The sequence below is a fragment of the Sphingomonas sp. OV641 genome (assembly GCF_900109205.1).
Lineage (GTDB): Bacteria > Pseudomonadota > Alphaproteobacteria > Sphingomonadales > Sphingomonadaceae > Sphingomonas.
Genome location: NZ_FNZB01000001.1, coordinates 1,335,328 through 1,361,177 on the forward strand (window position 1 = coordinate 1,335,328; position 25,850 = coordinate 1,361,177).

The window sequence follows — 25,850 nt, forward strand, 5'->3', positions numbered from 1 at the left end:
TTTCCCAATCCTCTCCATCTAGCCAGACGTGATGGGATCCATTCGTCGTGCCTTGGCGGTCTCGCCAGTTCGTTCCGTGCGCCTGATCGAAGTGCTGGGGCTGGTCGCCACCGAAGACGATGCGTTGCAGGATGCCGGGCATGCGCGGCTGGCAGAAGTCGCGGCTCTTTGGCCAATTATCGTGGTGGCTTCCGTCCTCGCATCGGCATGGACCATGGCAGCGCCAGCCTTCTCGCATGAACCGCTGGGCCTTGCCTCCGGGTTGAGCACGGCGCTGTGCGGACTGGCGCTGGCGGTCTGGGGCCTGCTGTCGTTGCCGGCTGCACGCGAGCTTGCCGTGCACCGCCGGATAACAGCCCTCGCCGGGCTTGCAGTCCTTTTTGGCATCGCGTTCTCGCTTCTTCTCGCTCTCGCCCCGGCGCTTCCCACCCAGCCGTTTCGACTGACCGGCATCGTTCTGGGGCTCGGCAGCATCGTCATCACTGCCGTCGCGCTTCATCCTGTTCGGGCGGCATGCATCGCATTCGCCGGGGGGCTTGCGCTGACGGTGCCGTTCGCGGCGGGCATCGGAACGGCGGCGGCGGGAGCGCTGGTGCTTGCCGCTCTGCTGGCCGCAGGCGCGCTCCGCATTGCCGCGCGCGATCAGGAACGGCTCGGCGCGAACAGGGAACGCGAACGCGAAGGGCAGCTCGCAGCACGCCTGGTGCGGGAATATGAAAGTCACGGCACCGGCTGGTTCTGGCAGACCGATCGCGCCGGCTGCCTCAATTACGTCAGCGCCAAGGTGGCGCGCGAGCTTACCGCAATGGGCATGTCGCCAGCGGGACAGCGGCTGGTGGACATCTTTCGCGTCGATTCGAGCCTGGCGGAAACCGAGCGGACGCTGACCTTTCACCTGTCCTCCCGCACCAGCTTTTCCGATTATTCGGTGCGCCCGGCATTCGAGGCGGGCACGGATCGGTGGTGGTCGATTTCCGGCCGGCCGGTTCTTGATGATCTCGGCCGATTCCAGGGCTTCATCGGCTTCGGATCCGACCTGACCGAGAAGCGGCGGTCGGAAGCGGAAATCACGCGTCTCGCGCTGTTCGACAGTCTGACCGGGCTGGCCAACCGCCAGCGGCTCCGCCTGTCGCTCGACCAGGCGCTGTCTCCCGCACAAGGGCCGCACACCACCACCTCCCTGTTCCTGCTCGACCTGGATCGGTTCAAGGCGGTCAACGATACGCTCGGGCATCAATGCGGCGACGAGCTGCTGAAGCAGGTCGCGCAGCGGCTGCAGCGAACGGTGGGTGATGCCGGGCTGGTCGGCCGCCTGGGCGGCGACGAGTTCCAGGTCGTGCTGCCCCGCGAAGGGAGCCGTGAGCGATTGGGCGCGCTGGCGCAGCACATCATCAACGCCTTGTCCCAGCCGTTCTTCGTCGCGGGCTCGTCCCTGTCGATCGGCTGCTCGGTCGGCATCGCGATCGCGCCCGAACACGGGAACGACAGCGAAACCCTGATCCGCAATGCCGATCTCGCCTTGTACGCAGCAAAGGCCGACGGGCGCGGCGTATCACGCTTCTTCCGTCAGGAGATGCTGGCCGGCGCGCAGAAGCGGAAGCGGCTGGAGGACGATCTGCGCGGCGCGCTCGGCGCGGACGAGTTTCACCTCGTCTATCAGCCGGTGGTGTCCACCGCCGACCAGCATATCGTCGGCTATGAAGCGCTGCTCCGCTGGGAGCACCCCACACGCGGCGCGGTCAGCCCGGCCGATTTCATCCCGATCGCCGAGGAATGCGGGATGATCGAGGCGATCGGGGAATGGGTGTTGCGTACCGCGTGCACCGAAGCGGCGAACTGGCCGGCGGATGTCAGGGTTGCCGTGAACGTGTCGGCGATCCAATTCGCCAATCCCGCCCTTCCGGCGATCATCACCAGCGCTCTCGCCGCGTCCGGTATTGCTCCACACCGGCTGGAGCTGGAAATCACCGAAAGCGTGTTCGTCAACGACGACGCATCCTCCAATCAGATGTTCAAGACGCTGAAGGGCATTGGCGTGCGCCTGGCGCTGGACGATTTCGGCACCGGCTATTCCTCGCTCGGCTATCTGCGCAAGGCGCCGTTCGACAAGATCAAGATCGACCAGAGCTTCGTGCGTGGCGCGATCCAGGACGGCAATCGCAACGCCGCGATCATCAAGGCGATCGTGAGCCTGGCCAATACGTTAGGGATGGAGACGACCGCCGAGGGTGTGGAGCAGCAGGACGAGATTGAACTGATCAGCGACCTGGGCTGCAGCCACATTCAGGGATTTGTCTATGGCCGGCCCGCCCGGGCGGAGGACGTGCGCGCGCAGCTGGCCATGAGCTCCGGCAGCGCGACCGCGGTAGGCCATCGCTTCAGCCGCGCCAGCAGAGCCACCGTGCTGCGTTCGGCGCGCGTCGAGATGAACGGCACGTCGGGCGAGGTGCGCATCCGCAACCTGTCCGCCACCGGGGTGATGATCGACGGCATCGACCTTCCGGAGCGCGCGATCGGCGCTGACGTGCGCATTGAGCTGGTGGACAACGAGCTGTTTCCCGCGACCATCCGCTGGGTGTCAGACGGTCGCGCCGGACTCGAGTTCGCGCGCCATTTTGACATGGAACGGCTGTCCCAGGGACCGTCACGGCTTGCCCGGCGAGTCAGCTGACGCTGGTCCGCTGCCCGCATCGCCGATCCTGCCCGTGCTCGGAACGAGCCGATCCGGCCACAAGCACCCGATCGGCTCATAAGGGCAAAATTATTTTCACCGCGCCCTATCGGTCTTGCAATTCGCGAACCCGGCGGAAGTCCACGCGTCGCTTCCTTTGAACCCCGCCGGACCGCGTCTCAGCCGCGGTGAGCCGTTCGCCCATCCACGTGATAAACCTCTTGCCTATGCGCAGCTCCTGCCACAATCTGTTGGGGTAATCCGCAGGAACAGGCGCTAGCGCTGGTAGAACAGGAACCGCAGCACTTGTGCTGCGGCATGGGATCGTGCCGCTCCGAAGCGAGCCGCGGTCACTTTTTGTTCTCATCACAAGCCCTGCTCCGGTGTAACATGGGGGCTCGCCTCCCGATTCGATCAAACAGGGTGTTGGGATGGCGGCGATGGACTTTAGGGACGCGAACGAGGCGAACATGGCGATCGACGCATTGGAAGCGATTGACGGAACCGAGACGGCGCCTGCGGCCGAGCAGAGCAAGCGGCGGCCCTACCCGCTGGACGTCGATCATTCGCGCGACGCGCTGCTGACCGATTTCGGCAAGGACACGCTGCAGGATCGTTATCTGCTGCCGGGTGAGACCTATCAGGATCTCTTCGTCCGCGTGGCCAGTGCTTATGCCGATGACGCGGCTCATGCGCAGCGCATCTATGATTATATCAGCCGCTTGTGGTTCATGCCGGCGACACCAGTGCTGTCGAACGGCGGCACGGGGCGCGGCCTGCCGATCAGCTGCTATCTCAACTCCGTCCCCGACAGCCTGAACGGCATCGTCGACACCTGGAACGAGAATGTCTGGCTGGCCAGCCGCGGCGGCGGCATCGGCACCTATTGGGGCAATGTGCGCGGGATTGGCGAGCCGGTCGGCCTGAACGGCAAGACCAGCGGCATCATCCCCTTCGTGCGCGTGATGGATTCGCTGACGCTGGCGATCAGCCAGGGCTCGCTGCGTCGTGGCTCGGCCGCCTGCTATCTCGACATCTCGCATCCTGAGATCGAGGAGTTCCTCGAAATCCGCAAGCCGTCGGGCGACTTCAACCGCAAGGCGCTGAACCTGCACCACGGCGTGCTGATTCCCGACGCGTTCATGGAAGCGGTGCGCGACGGCGGCGAGTGGGAGCTGAAGAGCCCCAAGGACGGCAGCGTGCGCGGCAAGGTCGACGCGCGCAGCCTGTTCCAGAAGCTGGTCGAGACCCGCCTCGCCACGGGTGAGCCGTACATCGTCTTCGCCGACCATGTGAACAGCACCATGCCCAAGCATCATCGCGATCTGGGCCTCAAGGTGTCCACCTCGAACCTGTGCAGCGAGATCACCCTGCCGACCGGCAAGGATCACCTCGGCAACGATCGCACCGCGGTCTGCTGCCTTTCCTCGCTGAACCTCGAAACGTGGGACCAGTGGAAAGACGACAAACAGTTCATCGAGGACGTGATGCGCTTCCTCGACAACGTCCTGCAGGATTATATCGACCGGCATGAGCCAGGCATGGAGCGCGCGGCCTATTCCGCGGCGCGCGAGCGTTCGGTCGGTCTTGGCGTCATGGGCTTCCACTCCTTCCTCCAGGCACGCGGCCTGCCGATGGAGGGGGCGATGGCGAAGAGCTGGAACCTCCGGATCTTCAAACACATCAATGCGCAGGTGAACCAGGCATCGATGACGCTGGCGGCCGAGCGTGGGCCCTGCCCCGACGCCGCCGATATGGGCGTCATGGAGCGCTTTTCGTGCAAGATGGCGATCGCACCGACCGCGTCGATCTCGATCATCTGCGGCGGCACTTCGGCGTGCATCGAGCCGATCCCGGCCAATATCTACACCCACAAGACGCTGTCGGGCAGCTTTGCGGTGAAGAACCCGTATCTGGAGAAGCTGCTCGTCGAGAAGAGCAAGAACTCCGACGCGGTGTGGAATTCGATCCTGGAACATGGCGGCAGCGTGCAGCACCTCGACTTCCTCTCGCCGGAGGAGAAGGACTGTTTCAAGACCAGCTTCGAGATCGACCAGCGCTGGCTGCTGGAGCTTGCCGGTGATCGCGCGCCCTATATCGATCAGGCGCAGTCGCTGAACCTCTTCATCCCGGCGGATGTGGAGAAATGGGATCTCCTGATGCTGCACTTCCGGGCGTGGGAGCTTGGCATCAAGTCGCTCTATTATCTGCGTTCGAAGAGCGTGCAGCGGGCCGGCTTCGCCGGCGGCGTGGAGGCGGACAATACGATCGAGAAGCCCAAGTTCGATCTGGGCGAGACGACCGATTATGACGAGTGCCTCGCCTGTCAGTAACGGGTGAAAGGCGCCTGGCTCCTCGATTCCTTAAGGCGCTGCCGATCGACCTGCGTATCGTTCCCCGGCCGGATGCCTGGTCCGGTCGGGAGCGATGGGGCGGTGCTCCGCTTATGATAGGCCGGTCCGGCAAGCTTCAATGCTGCTCGGACAGGTCGAGTACGCCATCCTTGTTCTTGTCGGCACGCGCAAAGGCCTGGGCTGCGCCTTTTTCCAGCTCGGCCCTGGTCAGTCGCCCATCGGTATCACCGTCCATCCGCTTATAGCGTTTGGCGATCTTCTTCGGCAGATCGACATAGTCGATGACACCGTCACGATTGTCGTCCCACCGATTGAATTGCTGCAATTGGCCCTGAACATAGGTTTTCGCGCTCGCGGAGCGCCCCTTTGGCGCCTGTTGCTCAGTACAGCCGGCAGCGACGCCCGGGCTCATGACCAGCACCGCCGCAGGCAACAGCCGCTTCAGCCCGCTGATCGGTCCCGCCCGCCGGCGGTGGCTGCTGCGGCTCACTCGATGCAGAACGGACAAGCCGGAATGTCGCGCCTCCCCTTCCTCGCCCCCGCGTCTGCTGCGACCTTGATCAGACACCGCACCCTCCTTCTTGGCCATGTTGAGCGGCACATGAAGGGCAACCTATCGTTCCTTCGAAGGCCGCTGATAAGAGGCGCAAAGTGAGATCATGGGATACCCACAACGGCACCATGGCATAACAAGCCTGAGCGTCGGAATTCTGATGATTATCCCTATGCTTGCCGGTTGGTTGCGCACAATTGTCCGGTTTGCCGACCGTAGCTGCCTATGTCCGATCGGCCACGATGCGAAACAGGCCTCGCGTGGCAGTGCGTCGCGCCGGCCGACCCCGGATTACGCACTGATTTCTCGCGCCCGAGCCGTTATCGACGATTCACGACCACTCCCGCGGAGATACTGATGACCGCCATCCTTTATGGCATTCCTGCTTGCGATACCGTTCGGAAGGCCCGCGCCTGGTTGGACGCGCAGGGGGTCCCCTATCGTTTTCACGATTACAAGAAGCAAGGCGTCGACGCCGCCATGCTGTCGCGCGCTGTCGACCAGCTCGGCTGGGAAAAGGTGCTGAACCGTCAGGGCACGACCTTTCGCAAGCTGCCGGAGACCGACCGCGCGGCGCTGGATGAAGCGCGCGCGCTGGCGATCATGCAGGAGCACCCGTCGGCGATCAAACGGCCGCTGCTGGTATATGGCGAGTCGATCGAGGCTGGCTTTTCCGCCGACCGTTACGAGCAATTGCTCGGTTGATTCGATCAACGGCGGCCGGCTCGGGCGCAGTGGACTCGTTGCGGCCGCACTCCGCTCAATCCCTGATTTTCCCGAGCTTGACAGCGACACGCACATGCGGAACATAGGGTGAACGTTGGCAGATTGCCGCGGATCGCGCCTTTGTCAACTACATACTAGATATTGGGCAGGAGCGAGACGCAATGTCTATATGTTCGATTTTGGGCGTAGTCCGGACGGGCATATTGCGCTAATCTGATTCACGGTTCGGCAGGCTGCGTACTGCGCAGCGAAAACGATCGTTCCGGGGTTGATCATGCTGGTGGGAATGCGCGCGGATGGGACGGACGAATAGCCGATGCGCCGCCATGCCGGCGAATGGCCGGACGGGCCGCGGCGGCCCGTGTTATCCAAGCCGCAACGGGCGCCGCCGGCTGTCCGGCGCCGCCCGCGCGACGGGTCGGCACTGCGTCACGAGCCTGGCTCGGGGCAGCGCCGCTAAAGCGTCACTCCGCTTCTTCGAACATGTCGATGGCGTTTTGCGCGGTCGCGCTCAGGCGAACCGTGTCGCCCTCGATTTCGGCCACAAGACCGGCGGGAAGATAATGGTGCTTCGCGCCCTGCCCGTCCTGCGTCGAGGGGCTGTCGGTCTTGGTCAGCTTGATCCGCTCGCCGTCGACATGATCCACCGTGCCGACATGGACGCCGTCGGCGCCGATGACGTTCATATGTTCCTTGATGTTGCTGTGATCGTGCATGCTGGGTCTCCTTGGCGGTCGGCAACAGAACGACACATGACGCGATTGGATGCGTCGGGGGATGTGCGCGATGCGCGCTGACCGTTCGGCGCTGGTGATCCATCTGGCGAGGCGCGCGCGACGAACACTGGCGCTGGCCATCCGCCCTTCGGCAGGCGCGGGACGAGCGGCCTTGCTGGCGGCCCCGGCTCTGTTCCTTTCCGCTTGCGCGAAGCAGATGCCGTCTGCCGTCACCCACACTGCCGCGACGCCCGGCTTTCTCCTCGGGCTGTGGCACGGCTTCATCTTCCCGGTCGCCTGGATGCTGAGCCTCTTCATGCCGGATGTGGCGGTCTATGCCGTGCCCAACAACGGCGGGTGGTATGACTTCGGCTATTTCATCGGCATCGTCTTCCTGGGCGTTGGCGCGCGCAAGACGCGCACCGTCTATGTCACGCGCAGGGCGCGGCCATGAGCTGGCAGATCCTTGCCATGTATGCGGCCGCGCTAGTGTTCGCGCTGGGCGGCGCGGGGCTGCTGCTCGCGCTCACCCGGCCACGTAGCGAGGGGCAGGTCTATGCCTTCCGCATGATTGGCATCATGGCGCTGGCCGGTGGCGTGGTGCTCGCGATGAGCGCCACCGCCATGTTGCAGTGGAGCATGGAGGGATGAGCCTGCCCGCGCTTCCTGCACTGCCCGCACTTCTCGCACTGATCATTGCGGGCCCGGGCCTGCTGGCGCTTGGCCTTTGGACTTTGCGCTCCCGATCATGGTATAACGGAATACCGGCCGCGGAGATGCTGATCGACGGCATCGGCGGGGCAACGCCACCGCCGCGCACCGCGACCGACCGCCACTTCGCCCGTTTTCACGCCTGGATGAGCATCATCTTCGGCGCGTTCTTCTCGCTCTGCCTGCTGGCAGCCATCATTTCGCTTCTGTCGGAGTAATCCATGCCCCTCCTCCAAGCCTCCAAGCAGTACAAGCCGTTCGAATATCCCTGGGCATTCGAATATTGGAAGCGCCAGCAGCAGCTTCACTGGCTTCCCGAGGAAGTCCCGCTGGGCGAGGATTGCCGCGACTGGGCGCAGAAGCTCACCGATCACGAGCGCAACCTGCTGACCCAGATCTTCCGCTTCTTCACCCAGGCGGACGTCGAGGTGCAGGATTGCTACCACGAGAAGTACGGCCGCGTCTTCAAGCCGACCGAAGTGAAGATGATGCTGACCGCGTTCAGCAACATGGAGACGGTGCATATCGCCGCCTACAGCCACCTGCTCGACACGATCGGCATGCCCGAAAGCGAATATGGCGCGTTCCTCGAATATGCCGAGCTGAAGGACAAGCATGATTACCTTCAGCAGTTCGGCGTCGATAACGATGAGGATATCGCCCGCACGCTGGCCATGTTCGGCGGATTCACTGAAGGCGTGCAGCTGTTCGCCAGCTTCGCGATGCTGATGAACTTCCCGCGCTTCAACAAGATGAAGGGCATGGGGCAGATCGTCAGCTGGTCGGTGCGCGACGAGAGCCTGCACTGCGAGGGCATCATCCGCCTGTTCCACGCCTTCGTGAAGGAGCGTAACTGCCTGACCAAGGCGGTGAAGGATGACATCGCCGACCAGTGCCAGACGACCATCCGGTTGGAAGATGCGTTCATCGATCTCGCGTTCGAGATGGGCCCTGTCAACGGCATGACGCCCAAGGACATCAAGAAGTATATCCGCTACATCGCCGACTGGCGGCTGGGGCAGCTGGGTCTGAAGCCGATCTACATGATCGACGAGCATCCGATCCCCTGGCTCACCCCGCTGCTGAACGGCGTGGAGCATGCGAACTTCTTCGAGACCCGCGCGACCGAATATTCCAAGGCCGCGACCAAAGGTCAGTGGAACGACGTTTGGGACTCCTTCGACAAGCGCCAGAAGGCGAAGGGCGCGCGCCCGGCGAACGAGGATGCGGGCGAGGAAGGCGACATGTTCTCCCGCGCCGGCGTTGCGGCGGAGTGATCGCCTGACCATCATTCAGCCGTCATGTCGGGGCAACCGGCATGACGGCAGAGTGGTAGCGAATGTAACTATCTTGCCCAGATCCGGCGCCATGCTATGCACGGTGGATGGCTGATGCATCCCCTGCGCTCACCCCACCCCCCGGCGCTGCTGCGGACTGGACGGTGCCGCAGGACTGGGCGCACTATACGCCCGAGGAACATGCCACCTGGGACACGCTCTTCGCGCGCCAGGCGAAGCTGCTGCCTGGGCGCGCCTCAAATGCCTGGCTACGCGGGCTGGATGTTCTGAAGCTTTCCAAGCCCGGCATCCCCGACTTCACCGAACTTTCCGATCGGCTGATGGCGCTTACCGGCTGGCAGGTCGTGGCGGTGCCCGGCCTAGTGCCGGACGACGTCTTCTTCGATCACATGGCCAACCGCCGCTTCGTCGCCGGCAACTTCATCCGCCGCCCCGATCAGCTTGATTATCTGCAGGAGCCGGACGTCTTCCATGACGTGTTCGGTCATGTGCCGATGCTCGCCGACCCGGTGTTCGCCGACTATCTCGAGGCGTACGGGCGCGGCGGGCTCCGCGCAATGGAACATGACGCGCTGAAATATCTCGGTCGTCTCTACTGGTACACGGTGGAGTTCGGCTTGATCGCCGAGCCGGAAGGCTTGCGGATCTATGGATCGGGCATTGTTTCAAGCTATGCCGAAAGCCGGTTCGCGCTGGAGGATCCGTCGCCCCATCGACTGAAGTTCGATCTCGCGCGCGTCATGCGCACGGATTACCGGATCGACGACTTCCAGCAGAACTACTTCGTCATTCCAAGGTTCGACGAACTTCTGCGGGCGACGGTGGAGACAGACTTCGCCCCGCTGTACGATGCGATCAAGCAACAGCCGGAAATCGCGGTTGCGGAGATCGTCAGCGACGACGAGGTGATCACGCGCGGCACGCAGGATTATGCCGCGACGAAGTCCGCCCGGCCCGACTGAGGTCCGTGCCGAGCGTCACCAGCGGGCCTCAGATATCCAGCGCCCAGCCATCGCGTCCCTTCGGATCCGGGGGGCTCTGCGGCGTGAACCGCTGTGCGCCGGCCGTTAGGCGAAGGATCGTCCAGTCGCCACGGCGATCCATGTCGGCCAGCGCGCATCCGCAGGCGAGAAAGGCATCGACCACCTTCTCTCGCTGCGTCTCCAGCAAGCCGGCGAGCACGATAGTGGCATTTGCGTCGGCGATGGCCGCCAGCTCGGGCGCCATGGAGACGAGCGGACCGGCAAGGATATTGGCGATCACCAGATCATAAGGCGCGCGCGCGGTGATCGCGTCGCTCAGCGCCCCGTCGGCGACGATCAGTTCCACGCCCGCGACGGCGTTCGCCGCGGCATTCTCCCGCGTGACGTCGATTGCGGCAGGATCGATGTCCGTCGCGACCACATTTGCCTGCGGCCACAGATGCGCGGCGGCGAACGCCAGCACGCCGGTTCCCGTACCCACATCGATGACATTGCCGAACTCCTGCTCGGCCAGGCCATCCAGCATCGCGAGACACCCGCTCGTCGTGGCGTGATGACCGGTGCCGAACGCACGTCCCGCGTCAATCAGCAGCGCCCGCCCGCCATCCGGCGCCGCCGTCGGATGGGCGCTGGTGTGAACCACGAAGCGGCCTTCGCGGATCGGCTCCAGACCTTCCTGCGACATGGCCACCCAATCCTGCGGGCTGAGCGCCGTCACCTTTGCCGGCGTGCCCTTGGCGCTGGGCACCAGCGCACGGATCGCCGCCAGCATGGCCTCATCAGGTTCGTTCTCTGTATAGGCATCGAGCCGCCAGCGTTCGACATCGTCTTCCACCTCTTCGGTGGTCATCAGCACGGCGTCGATCGCCAGGTCGTCAGCGGCGTCGATCGCCTCCGCCTCCGCGCGCGTGCACGGCAGGGTTACGCGCCAGCTGTCAGCGGACATAGCTTGCTCCGTTCACGTCGAGCACCGCGCCGGTCATGGAGGCGGGAGCGTCAAGCGCCAGCCATCGCGCCATCTCCGCCACTTCTTCCGGCATGGCGACCCGCCCCAGCGGGATGTCGGCGAGCAACTTGTCGCCGCCGCGGCTCGCAAGATAATCGTCCGCCATGCCGGTCATCGTAAAGCCGGGGCAGATGACGAAGGCGAGAATGCCGTGTTTTGCATAAGCGCGAGCGATCGTCTTGGTCATGGCCACGACGCCCGCTTTGGACGCAGCATAATGCCAATGCGCGGGGCTGTCGCCGCGATAGGCCGCGCGACTGGCGACATTGACGATCCGGCCGGGCACGCCGCGGCGCTGCCAATCAAGCACTGCCAGCCGGCACAGTTCGGCCGATGCGGTCAGGTTGATCCGCATCGTGCGATCCCATGCGGCGCGCCAGGCTTCGTCATCATCCTCGATCGGATTGGCTTCGAACACGCCGGCGTTGTTGATGAGCACGTCCACGCTGCCCAGCCGCGCGACGGCTTCATGCCACAGGTCGGCGGCAGCGCCTGGCTGATCGAGGTCGGCGGCGATGAGCCCGTTTTCCGCGCGCGTTGCCTGTCCGACGATCCTTGCCGCTGGCGACAAAGCGGCCAGTATCGCCGCGCCGATCCCGCGCGAGGCGCCGGTGAGAAGTATGTTCGTCATGACCTCGCCATAGGAGGCGCGGACGAACTGCTCAATTCACCGCGTCACGATGATCTTGTGGTGGAAGGAGCCAGCCGGACCGCCTTCGCGCGCAAAGCGCCGGCTAGGCCACCTTGGCGCTGAACTCCACCGCCGCCGTGCGAAGCGCGATGAGGCTGTTGTCGATCGCCGCGAACTCCTGGCCAAGCACCTCGAAGTCGCGGGCAAACGCTTGGCCTTCCTGCATGATGGTCGCCATGTTGCCGGCAGTCGCATCGGCCGCCAGCGCGGTTTGATCCACCGCGGCGGTGATTGCCGTCACCGTTTGCGCCTGAAGCTCCATTGCTCGCCGGATTCGCGTGGCGGAGGTCTGCACCTCGCCGATGGTGGTGCGAATGCCGGCACTCGCGTCGACGGTAACTCGGGTCGCGCTCTGGATCGCGGTGATCTGGGCGGCGATATCGTCGGTCGCGCGCGCGGTCTGGCTGGCCAGGCTCTTCACCTCCTGCGCCACTACGGCAAAGCCCCGCCCGGCCTCACCGGCCCGGGCGGCCTCGATGGTCGCGTTCAGCGCCAACAGGTTGGTCTGACCGGCGATGTCACGGATCAGCGCAAGGATCGATTCGATCGATTGCGCATGTTCGCTCAAGGTGTCGCTCACGCCCACGGCGCGATCAGCCTGCGTTGCCGCACGCGTCGCGATCTCGGCGGCCGCCTCCACTTCGGTGCGCGCCTCCTCGATCGCACGGATGAGCCCCCCTGCGGTGGAAGCGGCATCCCGCATGGCGAGCGCCGATTGCTCCGCCGCCGCCGCCACCTCAGCGCCACGCCCGATCATCGCGCTTGCGGATTGGGACGCATTGGACGCCTGCGCACGCACCCGCTCCCCCAAGGCGGCGGCACCGTCGATTGCGCCGGCAATATGCTCGTGGAAGGATCGTGCGTGCGCGCCGCGCTCCTCTGCGATGCGGTCCTGATCGACCTGCGAAAGATGGGAGGCCATCACATCGGCCTCGATCAGCGCCAGCCGTTGCACGATATCTGCGAACCGGCGCATTCGCTGACAATCTCCGGACAAACGCTGCTCGATCAGTGCCAGCGTCCGCGCATGGGCAAAGGCAAGCGACGCCAGCAGGGCAGCCAGCGGAATGCCGGACTCACTCGCGATATCGGCGTGCCTGGTGGCGGCCGACCGCCACGCCTCATCGAAGGGCGCGGCATATTTCATCCGTATATATTGAGCGCTGCGCGCCCGCTGCCGCTCCACCCAGGCGGGATCGAGCGAATGGCCAAGCTGGCGCGCGGCCAGCCCGTTCAGGAAATGACGCCAGAACTCGTGCGAAATCTGCTCACAGTCCTCGGCGGAAAGCAGTTCGGCGATGCCGGTAGCGCCGGCTTCCATTTCGCCGTCCCAGTCATAGTCCCGCACGTGCGCAGCGATCGACCGCCTGGTCATGTCGATCCGTTCGGCCGCCAAAGAGCCGTGATGAGCCATGATCCTCTCCCGCGCCGCGCCATGCGCGACGCTTGTTCTTCTTTGTTATGCGGCAACGCGCGCGGCAAAGTCCCCGGCGCGCCCACTAAGGGCACTCAGCTGCCCGGCAAGCCGGTCGAAGCCGGCACCCAGCGCGTCGATCTCGATCGCCACCGCATCCGTATCCGCGTGGATCGAAGCGATCGTGCCGGACATGGAATCCGCTGCCAGGGCCGTCTCGTCCACTGCGGCAGTGATCGCCGTCACCGTCTGCGCCTGCGCTTCCATCGCGCCGCGAATCCGGGTGGCGGAGGTCTGAACTTCTCCGATGGTGGCGCGGATACCGGCATTCGCTTCCACCGTGACGCGGGTTGCGGCCTGGATCGCGCGGATCTTGGCGGCGATATCGTCCGTCGCCCGTGCCGTCTGATTGGCGAGGCTCTTTACCTCCTGCGCCACCACGGCAAAACCGCGCCCGGCATCCCCCGCCCGCGCAGCCTCGATCGTGGCGTTCAGCGCCAGCAGATTGGTCTGCCCAGCAATCTCGCGGATGAGGCCAAGGATCGACTCGATCGATTTGGCATGGTCGCTGAGCGCCTCGCTCACGCCCACGGCCTGATCGGCCTGCCCCGCCGCGCGCGTCGCGATTTCGGCTGCCGCTTCCACCTCTACCCGTGCGTCCTCGATCGCGCGGATCAGGCCCGCCGCCGTGGCGGCCGCATCGCGCATGGCCAGTGCAGACTGCTCGGCCGCCGCGGCAACCTCGCTCGCTTTCCCCAGAACACCGCGAGCCGACAAGGAGGCGGTCGAAGCCTGCCCGCGCACTTCCGCCCCCTCCAGCGTCGCTTCCTCGGCCGCGGCGGCAATGCCGACCTGGAAATCCGCCGCCAGCCGATCGCGGGCGACCTGAGCGCTGTGCATGCGATACTCGGTGAAGATCGCCCCGGTGATTTCCCCCTCCAGCGCGGAAAGCCGCATCAGCGTGTCGACCAGGGCTGGCAGACGCGGATCGGATGCGTCGCACCGCTTCATGAGGATGCCGAGCGCCGCGCGATCACTCGCGCTGATCATCGACAGGAGCGCCAGCGGCGACACCTGCGCCTGATAAGCCGCCGCAACCGAGCGTTCGATCGATTCGATCCAGGCCCTGCCCTCCGTGTCGAGGAAGCGGTTGCGCAAGAACTCGCACCCAAGCTCGATCATCTTCGCCGTTTCGTGCGCGGCCCAGACCCGGCCGTCATCGAAGCACCGTTGCCACTGCTCCCAATAGGCTTCGGAAATCGACTGGATGTCCGGTTCGATCAATTGCCACACCTCGCGACCGGATTGGCGCATGGTGCCGTCGGAATCGAAAACGCGCAGCCGGGCTTGCAGATCGATCATGCGGGCGACGGTGCCCGCGGCTGGCATTACGACAGACAAGTTGATGCGCTCCCCGGTTGAATATGCCTCCTGCTAAAGGCTGATTGGTTAAGCCCCGGTTAGATTTGTAACACATCAACAGCTGCAATCGATTCGCAGTAGGGCGCCCGCGCTTGCAACATCGGCCCTCCCGTCTCATAGACCGGGCCAATTCACGGCTCGTCGCAGGAAACTTCGCCTTGGCCTCCAAACCCGTTCGTCCAAAAAGCCCGCATCTGTTCAGCGGCCCGCTCTCGCTTCATTATCGCTGGAGCGCGGCAATGACGACGTCCATCCTGCACCGCGTGACGGGCAGCGGGATGGCGACGGTCGGATCATTGCTGCTTGTCTGGTTCCTCGCGGCCCTCGCGTCCGGCGCAGAGGCCTATGCCACCTTCCGCGATGTGTTCACTTTGTCCGACGGGCGGCTGAACATCCTTGGCTGGGTGATCGGCATCGGCCTGACGTTCAGCCTGTTCCAGCACATGATGAGCGGCATCCGCCACCTTGTTCTCGATACGGGCGCGGCCTTCGAACTGAAGCTGAACCAGAATCTCGCACGGCTCACCTTCGTCGGATCGACGGTGCTGACGCTGGCCTTCTGGCTCTACCTGGGGACCAAGTAATGGGTACGGGAACCTCGATCGGCCGCGTTCGCGGTCTGGGCAGCGCGCACGAAGGCGCACATCACTGGTGGCACCAGAAGATCACGGCGGGATCGAACATCCTGCTGATGAGTTGGCTGATGATCTCGATCGCCCGCCGCCCGGGCTATGATTATGGCGCGATGCGCGAATGGCTGTCCTCGGCCTGGGTCGCGATCCCGATGATCCTGCTGGTCGTATCGGTCTTCTACCACTTTCGCATCGGCCTTCAGGTGGTGATCGAGGATTACCAGCGTGACGAGCGCCGCATCGTGGCGATGGTGCTGCTCAACCTGTTCACCGCGGTGGTCGCCGGCACCGCCATTTTCGCGATCCTCAAGATCGCCTTCGGAGCGAATTGATGCCCGCCGCTTACCAGATCATCGATCACACCTATGACGCGGTTGTCGTCGGCGCCGGCGGCTCGGGCCTTCGTGCCACGATGGGCATCGCCGAAAGCGGACTGAAGACCGCCTGCATCACCAAGGTATTCCCGACCCGCAGCCACACGGTTGCGGCGCAGGGAGGCATCGCGGCGAGCCTGGGCAACAACTCGCCGGACCATTGGTCCTGGCACATGTACGATACCGTCAAGGGCTCCGACTGGCTCGGCGACCAGGACGCGATCGAATATATGGTGCGCGAGGCGCCGGCTGCGGTTTACGAGCTGGAGCACGCCGGCGTGCCGTTCAGCCGCAATGAGGACGGGACGATCTACCAGCGCCCGTTCGGCGGCCATATGCAGAACATGGGCGAAGGCCCGCCCGTCCAGCGCACCTGCGCGGCGGCCGACCGTACCGGCCACGCCATGCTTCACGCGCTGTACCAGCAGTCGCTGAAGTATGACGCGGACTTCTACATCGAATATTTCGCGCTCGATCTCATCATGGAGAACGGCGCGTGCCGCGGCGTGATCGCGCTGAACATGGAAACGGGGCAGATCCATCGCTTCCGCGCCCATGCGGTCGTGCTGGCGACGGGCGGCGGTGGCCGCGTGTACCAGTCGGCGACCTCGGCGCACACCTGCACCGGTGACGGCAACGGCATGGCGCTGCGCGCCGGCCTGCCACTCCAGGACATGGAGTTCGTGCAATTCCACCCGACCGGCATCTACGGCGCTGGCGTGCTGATCACCGAGGGTGCGCGCGGCGAAGGCGGCTATCTCACCAACTCCGAGGGCGAGCGCTTCATGGAGCGCTATGCGCCGAGCGCCAAGGACCTCGCCAGCCGTGACGTGGTGTCGCGCTCGATGGCGGCGGAAATGCGCGAGGGCCGCGGCGTCGGCAAGGACAAGGACCACATCTTCCTGCACCTCGATCACATCGATCCGAAGGTGCTGGCGGAACGCCTGCCGGGCATCACCGAAACGGGCAAGATCTTCGCCGGCGTCGATCTCACGCGCCAGCCGCTCCCCGTTACACCGACCGTACACTACAACATGGGCGGCATTCCGACCAACTATCACGGCGAGGTCGTCCAGCTTAAGGACGGCAACCCGGATGCGATCGTACCCGGCCTGTTCGCCGTAGGCGAAGCGGCCTGCGTGTCGGTGCATGGCGCGAACCGCCTCGGTTCGAACTCGCTGATCGACCTCGTGGTGTTCGGCCGCGCGACCGGGCTGCGGCTGAAGGACACCCTGAAGCCCAACACGTCCCACAATCCGCTGCCCAAGGGCTCGGAGGAGATGGCGCTCGGCCGGCTTGATCATTTCCGCAACTCGACCGGCAGCTTGCCGACCGCGAAGATCCGCGCCGAGATGCAGAAGACGATGCAGCGCCACGCCGCGGTGTTCCGCGACAGTGAGCTATTGTCGGAGGGCGTCACCAAGATCGACGCGATCTACAAGACGATGGAAGACGTCGGCATCAAGGATCGCTCGCTGATCTGGAACACCGATCTTGTGGAGACGCTGGAGCTCGACAACCTCATCAGCCAGGCGGTCGTCACGATGCGCGGCGCGGAAAATCGCAAGGAAAGCCGCGGCGCGCACATGCACGAGGATTATCCCGAGCGCGATGACGCCAATTGGATGAAGCACACCATCGCAACCTTCGATGGCTGGGGCGGCAAGGGCGGCAGCTGCTCGCTCGATTACCGTCCGGTGCATGATTACACGCTCACCGACGACGCCGAGTATATCAAGCCGAAGAAGCGGGTTTACTAAGGTCTGCTCTGACCACGCTGGCAGGCTCTGTCCTCAATCGGGCAGCGCCTGTCATGGTCTGCCACCGACGAACCGTCACTCGGCCTTGTGCGAGCCCAATGCGAAACCATGGGGTTTTGCCGGGCTTGTCCCCGCATCAACTAAGCCGCAGATCCTAAGCTCTCGGGTTTGCGGAACAGTCTATCCCAGCACGAGACCGCGACAATGCAGCTCGTTTGAGGAACGCACGATCCGCAGAGCCCCCCGCTCTGCGCTGAAGTCCGGTAGGTGAGGAAGGTAGGACGGGCCGCCCATCAACGCGCGCGGCGACGCAGGACGGCCGCGTGGACGAGCGGCATGCGATCGTTCCCGAAATACATGTCCTCGCCGCCAACGAAGATCGTGGGTGAACCGAAGCCCCCGCGCGCGATCAGCTCGTCGGTATTCGCGCGAAGCTGCGCCTTGACCTGATCGTCGGCAATGGCCGCAAACAGGGCCTGCGGTGCAACTCCGGCGGCGGCAGCGACTTCGGCGATCACCGCATCGTCGGAAATGTCCCGGTCGTCCGTCCAATATGCGTGAAACGCCGCCCGGGCGAAGGGAACGCAGTCCTGCCCGAGCCAGCAGCACGCCCGCATCACCTTGACGCTGTTCACCGGGAACACGCTGGCCGGGAAGTTGATCGACAGTCCCTGCAGGCGCGCCCAATCCTGCAGATCCTTCAGCATATAGCGCGCCTTGACCGGCACGGGGTTCTTCCGGCTCTCGTACACGCTGCCGTTCACCGCATTGAAGACGCCGCCGACCAGAATGGGACGCCAGCTGATCTCGACGCCAAGCTCCCGCGCGAGCGGTTGAACGCTCTCGAAGCCGAGCCACGTCCACGGGCTGGAACAGTCAAAGAAGAATTCGATCATGATTTTGCCTCTTCGATGCCCATCATCACCTTCTTGGCATCGGCGGTGATCTCCTCCGGTCGGGCCATGCGTCCGACGGCCGTGCCGGCGATCACGGCCGGGCGCTGGCGTATGTCGGCGAACCAGCGGGCGACGTGGGGAAACTGGCTCATGTCGATGCCCTGCGCCTTGTGCGTGATGATCCAGGGGAAGCAGGCGATATCCGCGATGCTGTAATCGTCACCGGCGACATAGGCGCCGGTATGGGCGAGTTGTCGATCGAGCACGCCGTACAGCCGGTCAGCCTCTCGGCCGTATCGATCGATGGCATAGGGCAGCTTTTCCGGGGCGTAGAGCCGGAAATGCCCGTTCTGCCCCAGCATCGGCCCAAGGCCCGCCATCTGCCACATCAGCCACTCGATCGTCCGCATCCGCGCGCGCAGATCGGTGGGCAGGAAGCGGCCGGTCTTCTCGGCCAGATACAGCAGGATCGCGCCGGTTTCGAACACGCTGACCGGTGCGCCGCCGCCGGGGGGATCGTGATCGACGATCGCGGGAATCCGGTTGTTGGGGCTGATCGCAAGAAACTCGGGGCGGAACTGCTCCCCTGCCCCGATGTTCACCGGCTTGATCGCATAAGGAAGCCCGCATTCCTCCAGCATGATCGTGATCTTCCAGCCGTTCGGCGTGGCGGCAAAGTGCAGGTCGATCATGCGGGCCTCTCCTTTTGGCCCAGGCTAGACGCCTCCCGCTCGCCCAATCAAGCGATTGACAGGAAAGCGCCGGCCCATTGTGATGCGGATCCGGGAGGGTGCCGGGCATGAAGAGGCTGCTGACGATCCTGTTGGCCGGGCTGGCCGGGGCGGCGCCGGCGCAGACCTATGAGCCGCCGCAGCACACGCGGCCCGTTCCGCTCGTGGCCAGCGCTGGAGAAGCGGGGCTGATGGAACTCGCCGATCAGGGGGGCGCGATCGAACATGATCGCCCGCCCGCCTGGCAACTGGCCGAACATCGCCGCCTGTCGGCCGCCCTCGCCACATTGGCCCCACAGCGCAAGGGCGTGGTCGACGCCTATGTCGTCGCCGCCGCCCTGGACAGCGATCCCGTTTTCGGCCGGGAGGCGCGCGAGGCAGCAAGGGTTCTTGGCCGACGTTATGATGCGGAGCGGCGAACCATCGTGCTCGCCGGAACGGATGGCACCGTCGAAAGCGCGCTGCCGATGGGCTCGCCCGCCAATCTGGACATGGTGCTGGCCCGCGTCGCTGAAGTGATGGATCCCGGCGAGGACGTACTGGTGCTCTATACGACCAGCCACGGGGCCCGCTTCGGCATCGTGTACAGTGACGCTGATCAGGGCTTTGGCGCGATCTCGCCGCGTCGGCTGTGGAGCACCTTGTCGCAACTGGGCATCCGCAATCGCCTGATCCTGATCAGCGCCTGTTATGCCGGCGTCTTCGTGCCGATCCTGTCGAGTGACACCACCGCGATCATCACCGCCGCCTCGTCGGATCGCACCTCATTCGGCTGCCAATCGGACAATGACTGGACGTTCTTCGGTGACGCGCTGGTCAATCGCGCGCTGCGCAAGCGGCAACCGCTCGCGGCCGCCGCAAGCGAAGCCGCCCAGACGATCGCCAGTTGGGAACGCGATGCGAGCCTCGAACCCTCCGATCCGCAGGTGTCGATCGGCCAGGGAGCGACGCGCTGGCTCGCGGCGCTCGATGCGCGCAGCCCGGCCGGAGCAAGCGCGCCGGTCGGGCGGCCCGCAAATGCGAGCTTGCTGACTGCCGGCAGGTGATCGTCACCTCCGAGGCACAGAAATTGTGGGCCGTTCGGAACCGTCGCCCGCGCCCATGGTTCGGCGCGCCATGACCAACAGCAACGCCACCGATTATCCGCTGCTCGCCAACCCGCAGATCCAGCTGCACGGGACAGTCGACAATGTGATGTACGAAAACTTCAAGAACCAGCTGAGCGCTGCAACCGGCGACGGGCCGCTAGTGGTTTCGATCACCACGCTGGGCGGGGATCCGGAAATGGCCCGCGCCATGGGGGACACGATCCGCCTGCTGCGTGAATATACCGGGCGCGAGACGCTGTTCCTCGGCAAGGTAGCGGTCTATTCGGCCGGTGCGACCTTCATGTCCGCCTTTCCGGCCGAAAAGCGCTTTCTCACCCGCGGCACGCGGCTGATGATCCATGAGCGGATCATGAATTCGACCGTACAGCTTTCCGGGCCGCTCAACACCCTGGCCCCGGTGCTGCTCGCCAAGCTGAACGAGATCCAGGACTCGATCCGCATCCAGGACGAAGGCTTCGCGGCGCTGGTCGAGGGTACGCAGGTAAGCCTGGACGAGCTGAAGGCGAAGGCGCCCTCCAACTGGTATATCGAGGCGGAGGAGGCGCGACGCCTGGGGCTGGTGCTCGACATCATCTGAGCGTTGCGGCACCGTTGCGCGCTCATCCGCTGTGCAAAGGTGCCGTTTGGTGACTGCAGGGCCTACCCCCGGCCGAAAGTTCGGCACGGCGATCCTCATCGCCCTCCTCCTCGCCGTCCCGCTCTTCGCGGTGTACCTGCTCGTCTATGATCGGCAGGATCAGTCGAACACCGCGCGCGCCTCCATTGCCTCGGGCTGGGGTGGGCCACAGACGATCGCCGGTCCGGTGCTGGTCCTCCCCTACCAGGCCGAAGCGACCGAAACGGTGAACGAGGGCGGCCGTTCGGTGGTCAGGACCAATCGGGTGTGGCGGGAACTGACGCTCGCCCCGCAGGTAGCGGATGTGCGCACCGATATCAGGCCGGAGCGTCGTCAGCGATCGATCTACGAAGCGGTGCTGTTCGAGGCGGTGGCGAGCGGTAATGCGCGCTTTGCCCTGCCGGACGATCTCCAACGCTTCGGCATAACCGCCGATCAGCTCGCTTATGACCGTGCCGAGATACGGTTCGGCCTGTCGGACGCGCGCGGTCTCTTTGGGAGCCCCCCTGCGGTGAGCGCCAATGGACGCCGCCTCGTACTTCAGCCGGGCAAGGGTTCGCCCGCCACCAACAATTCGGGTTTCTTCACCTGGCTTGACGCCACATCCATTCGCGCGGCGCCGATCGCGGTCCAGTTCCGCTTCGCCTTTCGCGGCAATGGATGGCTGGCGCTCGCGCCCCAGGCTGGCGATACCCGCTGGCAGGTGACATCGCCATGGCCGCACCCAAGCTTCCAGGGCGGCTTCCTGCCGACGGCGCAGCGGGTAAGCGACGTCGGCTTCACCGCCACCTGGCGAGTCGGCAATCTCGCCCTGGGACGCAGCCTCGTCTCGTCGGGTGATACCGTGCCCGACTCGCGCCCTCAGGTCAGCGATCGCTTTGCCACCGCCTCGCCCGCCGGCGATTACGAGGCGCGCGTCGACCTGATCTCGCCAGTCGACCTCTACAGCCAGGTCAATCGCTCGGTGAAATACGGCTTTCTGTTCATCGGCTTCACCTTCATCGCCTTTCTGATGTTCGACGTGATCGGCGGTGTCCGGGTGGCAACCATCGAATATCTGCTGGTCGGTGCCGGGCTGGTGCTGTTCTTCGTCATGCTGCTCGCCTTTGCCGAGGTGATCGGCTTTGCAGCTGCCTATATCGTGGCGGCAGCGGCGATTATCGGCCTGCTCTCAGCCTATTCTGCGGCGGTGCTGCGCAGTTGGCGACGGGGCGGCTATATCGCTGCGCTGCTGGCCGCCCTATATGGCGTCCTGTACGTGTTGCTGAGCCTTGAAGCCTATGCGCTTCTCATCGGATCGCTGCTTCTGTTTGCGGCACTGGCCGGTGTTATGTATCTGACGCGCAACCTCGACTGGAGCGGCTTCCGCTCTCAATCCTCAACCGACTGAAGCGGGAACGGAAAATGGCCGAATTCACCCTGCCGGCGAACAGCAAGATCAAGGGCGGTCGCAAGATCCCCTCGCCCGAGCCGGGCGGGACGATGCGCAATTTCAAGATCTATCGCTACGATCCGGACAGCGGCGAGAACCCGCGCTACGACACGTTCGAGGTCAATCTCGACGAGTGCGGCCCGATGGTTCTGGACGCGCTGATCAAGATCAAGAGCGAGCAGGATTCGTCGCTGACCTTCCGCCGTTCGTGCCGCGAGGGCATCTGCGGTTCCTGCTCGATGAACATCGACGGCAAGAACGGCCTCGCCTGCACCACCGCGATCGAGGACGTGAAGGGCGAGGTGAAGATCACGCCGCTCCCCGCGATGGACGTGATCAAGGATCTCGTTCCCGACTTCACGCACTTCTACGCGCAATATGCCTCGATCCAGCCCTGGCTGAAGACGGTCACGCCGCCGCCTGCCGGCAAGGAGCGGCTCCAGTCGCCGGAAGACCGCGCGAAGCTGGACGGCCTGTACGAGTGCATCCTGTGCGCCTGCTGCTCGACGTCCTGCCCCAGCTATTGGTGGAATTCGGACAAGTTCTTAGGGCCGGCGATCCTGCTCCAGGCGTATCGCTGGTTGGCTGACAGCCGCGACGAGATGACCGGCGAGCGGCTCGACAGCCTGGAGGATCCGTTCCGCCTGTATCGCTGCCACACGATCATGAACTGCGCCAACGCCTGCCCCAAGGGCCTGTCGCCGGCCAAGGCCATCGCAGAGATCAAGAAGATGGAGGTCGAGCGCGTCGTCTGAGGCGTCGCGCTCCATCACCGCAAGTTTAACCACCCCGGCGTGGGCCGGGGTCCAGTAGCGGGCCGGTCCCAGCTGGACCCCGGCCTTCGCCGGGGTGGATCGTTATGGAAGAAGCAAAGCCCGCGTTTCTCTACGAGGATCACCCGGACTATCCCGGCTGGAAGCGCTGGGGCCTCAAGAACTCGGATCGCTACAACACCTTCCTGGGCGATATGATGGTCCGGGTCGAAGATGGCACATGCCGCGTGCGGATGCTGCCCGAACGACGCCACTCCAATCTCGGCGACAATGTCCACGGCGGTGCGATGCTCGGCTTCATCGACGTCGCGCTGTTCGCCGCGGCCCGCAGCTTCGGCCTGATCGAGGCGGGCACCGCGGTGACGCTTGACCTCAACACGCACTTTATGGGCGCCGGGAAGATCGGCGAGCTGCTGGAGGCCCGGGTGGAGCTGCTGCGCGAAACCGGGCGCCTGCTCTTCATGCGCGGGCTGGTGATGCAGGATGCCGGGCCGGTCGCGGAATTTTCGGGCACGATCCGCAAGCCTACGAAGCGCTGAGCTTGTCGAGCCGCCGCGCTATCCTCTACCCGCATCCCTGAGAAAGGCGGAACGTTCACCTCCGCGCCTCGTCATCCCGGACTTGATCCGGGATCCAAATTGCCGCGCACGCTGTGGTTCATTACGACCCGCAGCGCGTGCGGAGGAATGGATCCCGGATTAAGTCCGGGATGACGGACGTGGGATAGGGACGGCCCAGCCACCCCAAACCGGAGCGTGTACGTGCCCGCAGTCCTACAAGCCTACGAAAACCTTATCGCCGCGGGCGAGCTGCGCCCGGATCCCGAACAGGCCGCCGCCGCCGCTCGCCTGGACGCGCTGGCGTATGAACTGGAACACCCGAAGACCACCGGCTTCTTCCGCAAGAAGGTGGTGCCGGCGCGCGGCATCTACATGTGGGGCGATGTCGGCCGCGGCAAATCCATGCTGATGGACCTGTTCTACGCCAACGTGAACGTCGCGCAGAAGCGGCGCGTCCACTTCGGCGAGTTCATGCTCGAGGTGCATGAGCGGATCGCGGCGGAACGGCGGAAGGAACAGGGCGATCCGATCCTCCCCGTCGCTGCCGCCCTTGGCGAGGAAGCGCGGCTGCTCGCGTTTGACGAGATGATCGTCAACAACTCGCCCGATGCCATGATCCTCTCGCGCCTGTTCACGGCGATGATCGAGGCCGGCGTCACGGTCGTGACGACCAGCAATCGCGTGCCCACGGATCTCTACAAGAACGGCCTCAACCGGGAGCATTTCCTCCCCTTCATCGCGCTGATCGAGAAACGGCTCGACGTGCTCGCGCTCAACGGCCCGGTGGATTACCGTCGCGACCGGCTGGGACAGCAGAATACCTGGCTGGTGCCGAACGGCCCGGAGGCGACCGCACAGCTTTCCGCCGCCTTCTTTCGCCTCACCGATTACCCTCCCGAAGACCGTGCCCATGTTCCCAGCGAGGATATGACGGTTCAGGGCCGCACGCTCCGCGTGCCCAAGTCGCTGAAGGGCGTCGGCGTGTTCAGCTTCAAGAAGCTGTGCGGCGAGGCGCGAGGCAGCGCCGACTACCTCGCCATCGCGCGTCGCTTCCACACGGTGATCCTAGTCGGCATCCCGACCCTCGGCCCTGAAAACCGCAACGAAGCGGCGCGCTTCGTCAGCCTCATCGACGCGCTGTACGAGCACAAGGTGAAGCTGCTGGCGGCCGCGGATGCGGAGCCGGACGCGCTTTATCCCGCCGGCGACGGCCGGTTCGAATTCCAGCGCACCGTCAGCCGACTGGAAGAAATGCGGTCGGAGGAGTATCTGGCAGAGGGTCACGGCACCGGCTGACAAGCGTTATTGCTATTGCGAACGGTTATCTATAAAAAGCGCGCCGCGCGGCTTTAGTGGCTTGTGCCATCCGCCCAAAGGGCGTACCCGACCTCTCCAATCACGACCCACGTTACGGAAAGGGGATTGGATGGCCCGCAAGAAGATCGCGCTGATCGGCGCCGGCAATATCGGCGGCACGCTCGCGCACCTCGCTGCTCTCAAGGGGCTTGGCGACATCGTTCTGTTCGACGTGGTCGAGGGCGTGCCGCAGGGCAAGGCGCTTGACCTGTCGCAGTGCGGCCCGGTCGAAGGCTTCGACGCCAAGATCACCGGCTCGAACGATTACAAGGACATCGCTGGCGCCGACGTGATCATCGTCACCGCCGGTGTCGCCCGCAAGCCGGGCATGAGCCGCGACGACCTGCTCGGCATCAACCTGAAGGTGATGAAGGCCGTCGGCGAGGGCATCCGCGACAACGCGCCCGACGCTTTCGTGATCTGCATCACCAACCCGCTCGACGCGATGGTCTGGGCGCTGCGCGAATTCTCAGGCCTGCCGCACAACAAGGTCGTCGGCATGGCCGGCGTCCTCGACTCGGCACGCTTCAGCCACTTCCTCGCCGACGAGTTCAAGGTCTCGGTGAAGGACGTGAACACCTTCGTGCTTGGCGGCCACGGCGACACGATGGTGCCGGTGCTGGAATATTCCACCGTCTCGGGCATCCCGGTCAGCGACCTGATCGAGATGGGCTTCTCCACCAAGGAGAAGGTGGACGAGATCGTGAAGCGCACCCGCGGCGGCGGCGGCGAGATCGTCGCGCTGCTGAAGACCGGCTCGGCCTATTACGCGCCCGCCACCAGCGGCATCGCGATGGCGGAAGCGTATCTCTACGACCAGAAGCGCATCCTGCCCGCCGCGGCACATCTGACCGGCCAATATGGCATCGATGATCTGTACGTCGGCGTTCCGGTCGTGATCGGCGCCGGCGGCGTCGAGAAGGTCGTCGAGGTGAAGCTGTCGGACGAGGCCAAGGGCAATCTCCAGGTCTCGGTCGATGCGGTCAAGGAACTGCTCGTCGCCTGTAAGGGTATCGACGAGAGCCTGGCGTAAGGAAGTAATCACCGCCCCGGCGAAGGCCGGGGC

At 64.7% G+C, this 25,850-nt stretch carries 26 protein-coding genes; 18 read left to right on the plus strand and 8 right to left on the minus strand.

All coding sequences use genetic code 11. The features are described 5' to 3' along the window. The first annotated feature begins 31 nt into the window (after positions 1–31). Together BMX36_RS06280 and BMX36_RS06285 are read left to right on the plus strand one after the other, a co-directional pair. Positions 32–2,671, plus strand: a complete 2,640-nt coding sequence (locus tag BMX36_RS06280) for an EAL domain-containing protein (protein ID WP_093064023.1) — start codon at positions 32–34, stop codon at positions 2,669–2,671. A gap of 440 nt (positions 2,672–3,111) precedes the next feature. Beyond that, positions 3,112–5,004, plus strand: a complete 1,893-nt coding sequence (locus tag BMX36_RS06285) for a ribonucleoside-diphosphate reductase subunit alpha (protein ID WP_093065312.1) — start codon at positions 3,112–3,114, stop codon at positions 5,002–5,004. Between the two features lie 136 nt (positions 5,005–5,140). Here the strand turns inward: BMX36_RS06285 and BMX36_RS06290 are convergent, their stop codons facing one another. Beyond that, the gene (locus BMX36_RS06290) at positions 5,141–5,593 is read right to left on the minus strand and encodes an EF-hand domain-containing protein (protein WP_197420620.1); all 453 of its coding nucleotides are present in this window, start codon (positions 5,591–5,593) and stop codon (positions 5,141–5,143) included. A 342-nt stretch (positions 5,594–5,935) separates the two neighbouring features. Between BMX36_RS06290 and BMX36_RS06295 the strand changes: the two genes are divergently transcribed. Continuing rightward, positions 5,936–6,283 (plus strand): ArsC family reductase, encoded by a 348-nt coding sequence (locus BMX36_RS06295; RefSeq protein WP_093064025.1) that lies wholly within the window; start codon positions 5,936–5,938, stop codon positions 6,281–6,283. 485 nt (positions 6,284–6,768) lie between these two features. Here the strand turns inward: BMX36_RS06295 and BMX36_RS06300 are convergent, their stop codons facing one another. Continuing rightward, positions 6,769–7,020 (minus strand): DUF2171 domain-containing protein, encoded by a 252-nt coding sequence (locus tag BMX36_RS06300; protein ID WP_066780691.1) that lies wholly within the window; start codon positions 7,018–7,020, stop codon positions 6,769–6,771. A gap of 70 nt (positions 7,021–7,090) precedes the next feature. Between BMX36_RS06300 and BMX36_RS22365 the strand changes: the two genes are divergently transcribed. From BMX36_RS22365 to phhA, 5 genes are all read left to right on the plus strand, one after another. Next, a complete protein-coding gene (locus BMX36_RS22365; protein ID WP_371262816.1) occupies positions 7,091–7,474 on the plus strand; it encodes a hypothetical protein in 384 nt (127 codons plus the stop codon). After that, positions 7,471–7,671 carry a hypothetical protein gene (locus BMX36_RS06310; RefSeq protein ID WP_093064026.1) on the plus strand — a complete coding sequence of 67 codons (201 nt, stop codon included), beginning with the start codon at positions 7,471–7,473 and terminating at the stop codon, positions 7,669–7,671. The genes BMX36_RS22365 and BMX36_RS06310 overlap by 4 nt, the downstream gene beginning before the upstream one ends. Then, a complete protein-coding gene (locus BMX36_RS06315; RefSeq protein ID WP_093064027.1) occupies positions 7,668–7,949 on the plus strand; it encodes a hypothetical protein in 282 nt (93 codons plus the stop codon). Before BMX36_RS06310 ends, BMX36_RS06315 begins: the two co-directional genes overlap by 4 nt. A gap of 3 nt (positions 7,950–7,952) precedes the next feature. Next, positions 7,953–9,008: a ribonucleotide-diphosphate reductase subunit beta gene (locus BMX36_RS06320; protein ID WP_066782073.1), complete on the plus strand. Its 1,056-nt coding sequence runs from the start codon at positions 7,953–7,955 to the stop codon at positions 9,006–9,008. A 107-nt stretch (positions 9,009–9,115) separates the two neighbouring features. Beyond that, on the plus strand, positions 9,116–9,991 hold the full coding sequence (phhA, locus tag BMX36_RS06325) for a phenylalanine 4-monooxygenase (RefSeq protein WP_093064028.1): 876 nt from the start codon (positions 9,116–9,118) through the stop codon (positions 9,989–9,991). Positions 9,992–10,019: 28 nt separating this feature from the next. Here the strand turns inward: phhA and BMX36_RS06330 are convergent, their stop codons facing one another. The 4 genes from BMX36_RS06330 to BMX36_RS06345 all read right to left on the minus strand — a co-directional run bounded on the left by BMX36_RS06330 (position 10,020) and on the right by BMX36_RS06345 (position 14,512). After that, on the minus strand, positions 10,020–10,958 hold the full coding sequence (locus tag BMX36_RS06330; RefSeq protein ID WP_093064029.1) for a 50S ribosomal protein L11 methyltransferase: 939 nt from the start codon (positions 10,956–10,958) through the stop codon (positions 10,020–10,022). Then, entirely contained in the window at positions 10,948–11,649 is a 702-nt protein-coding gene (locus BMX36_RS06335) for an SDR family NAD(P)-dependent oxidoreductase (RefSeq protein ID WP_093064030.1), read from the minus strand. Before BMX36_RS06335 ends, BMX36_RS06330 begins: the two co-directional genes overlap by 11 nt. Positions 11,650–11,752: 103 nt before the next feature. Next, complete coding sequence (locus tag BMX36_RS06340) at positions 11,753–13,123, minus strand: methyl-accepting chemotaxis protein (RefSeq protein WP_093064031.1); 1,371 nt, start codon at positions 13,121–13,123, stop codon at positions 11,753–11,755. Positions 13,124–13,168: 45 nt separating this feature from the next. Next, a complete protein-coding gene (locus BMX36_RS06345; protein ID WP_093064032.1) occupies positions 13,169–14,512 on the minus strand; it encodes a methyl-accepting chemotaxis protein in 1,344 nt (447 codons plus the stop codon). A 191-nt stretch (positions 14,513–14,703) separates the two neighbouring features. Here BMX36_RS06345 and sdhC point away from each other — a divergent pair, with 191 nt between their 5' ends. Genes sdhC through sdhA form a run of 3 tightly spaced genes read left to right on the plus strand, consistent with a single transcriptional unit; the run spans position 14,704 to position 17,311 of the window. Continuing rightward, positions 14,704–15,129 carry a succinate dehydrogenase, cytochrome b556 subunit gene (gene sdhC / locus BMX36_RS06350; RefSeq protein ID WP_066776169.1) on the plus strand — a complete coding sequence of 142 codons (426 nt, stop codon included), beginning with the start codon at positions 14,704–14,706 and terminating at the stop codon, positions 15,127–15,129. Continuing rightward, entirely contained in the window at positions 15,129–15,509 is a 381-nt protein-coding gene (gene sdhD / locus BMX36_RS06355; protein WP_066776172.1) for a succinate dehydrogenase, hydrophobic membrane anchor protein, read from the plus strand. The genes sdhC and sdhD overlap by 1 nt, the downstream gene beginning before the upstream one ends. Beyond that, positions 15,509–17,311: a succinate dehydrogenase flavoprotein subunit gene (sdhA, locus tag BMX36_RS06360; protein ID WP_093064033.1), complete on the plus strand. Its 1,803-nt coding sequence runs from the start codon at positions 15,509–15,511 to the stop codon at positions 17,309–17,311. Before sdhD ends, sdhA begins: the two co-directional genes overlap by 1 nt. A gap of 293 nt (positions 17,312–17,604) precedes the next feature. Here sdhA and BMX36_RS06365 read toward each other — a convergent pair whose 3' ends face one another. Further along, positions 17,605–18,207: a 2-hydroxychromene-2-carboxylate isomerase gene (locus BMX36_RS06365; protein ID WP_093064034.1), complete on the minus strand. Its 603-nt coding sequence runs from the start codon at positions 18,205–18,207 to the stop codon at positions 17,605–17,607. Then, positions 18,204–18,899: a glutathione binding-like protein gene (locus BMX36_RS06370; protein ID WP_093064035.1), complete on the minus strand. Its 696-nt coding sequence runs from the start codon at positions 18,897–18,899 to the stop codon at positions 18,204–18,206. Before BMX36_RS06370 ends, BMX36_RS06365 begins: the two co-directional genes overlap by 4 nt. Positions 18,900–19,006: 107 nt before the next feature. Between BMX36_RS06370 and BMX36_RS06375 the strand changes: the two genes are divergently transcribed. The 7 genes from BMX36_RS06375 (at position 19,007) to mdh (ending at position 25,817) form a co-directional block, all read left to right on the plus strand. After that, positions 19,007–19,984, plus strand: coding sequence for a C13 family peptidase (locus BMX36_RS06375; protein ID WP_093064036.1), 978 nt, complete (start codon positions 19,007–19,009; stop codon positions 19,982–19,984). Between the two features lie 70 nt (positions 19,985–20,054). Beyond that, positions 20,055–20,624 (plus strand): ClpP family protease, encoded by a 570-nt coding sequence (locus BMX36_RS06380; protein WP_093065314.1) that lies wholly within the window; start codon positions 20,055–20,057, stop codon positions 20,622–20,624. Positions 20,625–20,673: 49 nt separating this feature from the next. Next, complete coding sequence (creD, locus tag BMX36_RS06385; RefSeq protein ID WP_093065316.1) at positions 20,674–22,053, plus strand: cell envelope integrity protein CreD; 1,380 nt, start codon at positions 20,674–20,676, stop codon at positions 22,051–22,053. 14 nt (positions 22,054–22,067) lie between these two features. After that, positions 22,068–22,850, plus strand: coding sequence for a succinate dehydrogenase iron-sulfur subunit (locus BMX36_RS06390; protein ID WP_066776187.1), 783 nt, complete (start codon positions 22,068–22,070; stop codon positions 22,848–22,850). A gap of 104 nt (positions 22,851–22,954) precedes the next feature. Continuing rightward, positions 22,955–23,407: a PaaI family thioesterase gene (locus BMX36_RS06395; protein ID WP_093064037.1), complete on the plus strand. Its 453-nt coding sequence runs from the start codon at positions 22,955–22,957 to the stop codon at positions 23,405–23,407. Between the two features lie 222 nt (positions 23,408–23,629). After that, complete coding sequence (gene zapE / locus BMX36_RS06400) at positions 23,630–24,724, plus strand: cell division protein ZapE (protein ID WP_093065318.1); 1,095 nt, start codon at positions 23,630–23,632, stop codon at positions 24,722–24,724. Positions 24,725–24,854: 130 nt separating this feature from the next. Further along, positions 24,855–25,817 (plus strand): malate dehydrogenase, encoded by a 963-nt coding sequence (mdh, locus tag BMX36_RS06405; RefSeq protein WP_093064038.1) that lies wholly within the window; start codon positions 24,855–24,857, stop codon positions 25,815–25,817. Positions 25,818–25,850 lie beyond the last annotated feature (33 nt).

Bases quoted from the DNA above. Each gene is read 5' to 3' on its own strand.
- BMX36_RS06280 (WP_093064023.1), top strand. From the start codon at position 32: ATGGGATCCATTCGTCGTGCCTTGGCGGTCTCGCCAGTTCGTTCCGTG.
- BMX36_RS06285 (WP_093065312.1), top strand. From the start codon at position 3,112: ATGGACTTTAGGGACGCGAACGAGGCGAACATGGCGATCGACGCATTG.
- BMX36_RS06295 (WP_093064025.1), top strand. From the start codon at position 5,936: ATGACCGCCATCCTTTATGGCATTCCTGCTTGCGATACCGTTCGGAAG.
- BMX36_RS06300 (WP_066780691.1), bottom strand. From the start codon at position 7,020: ATGCACGATCACAGCAACATCAAGGAACATATGAACGTCATCGGCGCC.
- BMX36_RS22365 (WP_371262816.1), top strand. From the start codon at position 7,091: ATGCGCGCTGACCGTTCGGCGCTGGTGATCCATCTGGCGAGGCGCGCG.
- BMX36_RS06310 (WP_093064026.1), top strand. From the start codon at position 7,471: ATGAGCTGGCAGATCCTTGCCATGTATGCGGCCGCGCTAGTGTTCGCG.
- BMX36_RS06315 (WP_093064027.1), top strand. From the start codon at position 7,668: ATGAGCCTGCCCGCGCTTCCTGCACTGCCCGCACTTCTCGCACTGATC.
- BMX36_RS06320 (WP_066782073.1), top strand. From the start codon at position 7,953: ATGCCCCTCCTCCAAGCCTCCAAGCAGTACAAGCCGTTCGAATATCCC.
- phhA (WP_093064028.1), top strand. From the start codon at position 9,116: ATGGCTGATGCATCCCCTGCGCTCACCCCACCCCCCGGCGCTGCTGCG.
- BMX36_RS06330 (WP_093064029.1), bottom strand. From the start codon at position 10,958: ATGTCCGCTGACAGCTGGCGCGTAACCCTGCCGTGCACGCGCGCGGAG.
- BMX36_RS06335 (WP_093064030.1), bottom strand. From the start codon at position 11,649: ATGACGAACATACTTCTCACCGGCGCCTCGCGCGGGATCGGCGCGGCG.
- BMX36_RS06340 (WP_093064031.1), bottom strand. From the start codon at position 13,123: ATGGCTCATCACGGCTCTTTGGCGGCCGAACGGATCGACATGACCAGG.
- BMX36_RS06345 (WP_093064032.1), bottom strand. From the start codon at position 14,512: ATGCCAGCCGCGGGCACCGTCGCCCGCATGATCGATCTGCAAGCCCGG.
- sdhD (WP_066776172.1), top strand. From the start codon at position 15,129: ATGGGTACGGGAACCTCGATCGGCCGCGTTCGCGGTCTGGGCAGCGCG.
- sdhA (WP_093064033.1), top strand. From the start codon at position 15,509: ATGCCCGCCGCTTACCAGATCATCGATCACACCTATGACGCGGTTGTC.
- BMX36_RS06365 (WP_093064034.1), bottom strand. From the start codon at position 18,207: ATGATCGAATTCTTCTTTGACTGTTCCAGCCCGTGGACGTGGCTCGGC.
- BMX36_RS06370 (WP_093064035.1), bottom strand. From the start codon at position 18,899: ATGATCGACCTGCACTTTGCCGCCACGCCGAACGGCTGGAAGATCACG.
- BMX36_RS06375 (WP_093064036.1), top strand. From the start codon at position 19,007: ATGAAGAGGCTGCTGACGATCCTGTTGGCCGGGCTGGCCGGGGCGGCG.
- BMX36_RS06380 (WP_093065314.1), top strand. From the start codon at position 20,055: ATGACCAACAGCAACGCCACCGATTATCCGCTGCTCGCCAACCCGCAG.
- BMX36_RS06390 (WP_066776187.1), top strand. From the start codon at position 22,068: ATGGCCGAATTCACCCTGCCGGCGAACAGCAAGATCAAGGGCGGTCGC.
- BMX36_RS06395 (WP_093064037.1), top strand. From the start codon at position 22,955: ATGGAAGAAGCAAAGCCCGCGTTTCTCTACGAGGATCACCCGGACTAT.
- mdh (WP_093064038.1), top strand. From the start codon at position 24,855: ATGGCCCGCAAGAAGATCGCGCTGATCGGCGCCGGCAATATCGGCGGC.